This window comes from Rubrivirga sp., from assembly GCF_049648075.1.
In the GTDB taxonomy this organism is placed as follows: Bacteria; Bacteroidota; Rhodothermia; order Rhodothermales; family Rubricoccaceae; genus Rubrivirga.
In genome coordinates this window covers 1-1,557 of record NZ_JBARYR010000025.1, presented here as the reverse complement: position 1 = coordinate 1,557, position 1,557 = coordinate 1, and the positions used below count along the sequence as shown (strand labels likewise).

Annotated in this window: 3 protein-coding genes; 1 reads left to right on the top strand and 2 read right to left on the bottom strand. The window is 69.3% G+C overall.

The window, feature by feature from the left end; all coding sequences use genetic code 11:
* A partial coding sequence (locus WBA11_RS00755) for a chemotaxis protein CheB (protein ID WP_424518821.1) occupies positions 1–619 on the bottom strand: 619 nt, incomplete at its 3' end.
* Positions 620–1,073: 454 nt separating this feature from the next.
* On the opposite strand from WBA11_RS00755, the gene WBA11_RS00750 reads away from it, so the two are divergent.
* Entirely contained in the window at positions 1,074–1,268 is a 195-nt protein-coding gene (locus WBA11_RS00750) for a hypothetical protein (RefSeq protein WP_424518820.1), read from the top strand.
* A gap of 193 nt (positions 1,269–1,461) precedes the next feature.
* Here the strand turns inward: WBA11_RS00750 and WBA11_RS00745 are convergent.
* Positions 1,462–1,557, bottom strand: a 96-nt coding sequence (locus WBA11_RS00745) for a type II toxin-antitoxin system YoeB family toxin (RefSeq protein ID WP_424518822.1), incomplete at its 5' end; no start/stop codon positions are given.

Sequence of the window (1,557 nt, the reverse complement as noted above, 5' to 3'; positions counted from 1 at the left end):
GCCGGTGGGCGTAGGCCACGACCTCAGCCGCGAGCGCCCCGGCCGGCCCGACCATGTCGACGACGCCCGAGGCGATGGCCGACCGCGGCATCTCGTCGAAGGCGGCGTCGTCGGGGTCCTGGGCCAGGATAAGCCCGCCGGCCTCCTTGAGCGCGCGGACCCCGACGGTCCCGTTGGCGCCGGTGCCGGAGAGCACGACGCCGACGGCCCGCTCGCCGTAGGCCCCGGCCAGCGTTCTGAAGAAGTGGTCGATCGGACGGCGCCGGACGCGTGCCTCCTCGATGGGCTCCAGCACGAGCCGACGGCCTTGGGCGAGCAGGTTCTTGCCCGGCGGGATCACGTAGACGTGGCCGCGCTCGATGGTCACGGCCTCGGTCACCTGCGTGACCGGGAGCGGGAGGGTCGCCTGGAGCAGGTCGGCGAGCCGGCTCTCCTCGTCGGGTGCGAGGTGGAGGATGACCACGAACGCCACGCCGTCGATCTCGGGGAGGCCGGCGAAGAACGCCTCCAGCGCCTCGACGCCGCCCGCCGACGCGCCCAGCCCGGCGACGAGGAGCGCCTCGTCATCCGGGGCGCCGTCGCCGGTCTTTGCCGTGTCGTGTAGAGGAGCGGGCTCCATGGGGCATCGGGAAGGGGGGCCGGGCGTCGGAGCGTGCGTGCCACGGCCACGGGACCCCACGCCGACCAACGTACCACCCGTTCACCGGCCGGTCCTCACTACGCGGTACCGCGCCCGGCGTGAGCACACGGGTCGATAGGCTTCCGAGAGATCATCACCGCGCGTTTCTGTCCCGATGCGACAGCAAGGCGGACTCGGCCGTGCCTGCGGCCGCTTGGCTGCGCGCCTGACCCTGCGTCAAGCCCTGCCTGCCGTATAGAACCGTTCCATTGATTGTCGGAGCCCGAAATGCTCGACAACGGCGTGGCAAAGGCGGAGATGGCGCGACGGACGGGGCTCGCGTACAACACGGTCAAGGGACACCTCAGGAGGATTGAGACCGAGCGTGCGGAGACGGCCACCTCAGCCTAACGACGCGTCACGCCGCACCAAACGGACAATCCTGTTCCATTACTTGTCGGAGGCCCACCTCGACAAGCTGCGCCGGATGGCCGAGGCGGGACGCGCGTGGGCGCACGGAGCGCTCGGCCCGGACGGCGTGCTCTTCTACGTCTCGGCGAGCGGGTTCACGGACGGGTTCAAGGCGCGGGCCGAGGACGACGGCCACCGGGTGGTGTGCTGGTCGCTCGACGATCTCTACACGGACTGAGGGGAAGCCTTCTGAGCTCAATAGCCATTATTGCAAATCCGCAGCACCCACAATCAACCCGGGTGCTCTGCTCAACTGCCTACGAATGGAGGGAGCCGGCGTCAGCCCGCAGCCGTCTTGAGGGCGGACAAGATCGTCTCTGCAGGCTAGAGCGCGTGCCATGGCAGGGCTCAGCGGAGCGGTCCGGTGTTGGCTAGTCGTTGTAGTGCCCCCTGCACTGAACGACGTCTATGGTATCGCCTGCGACACGGTACACGATCCGGTTCGTGTCGTCGACCCGCCGCGACCA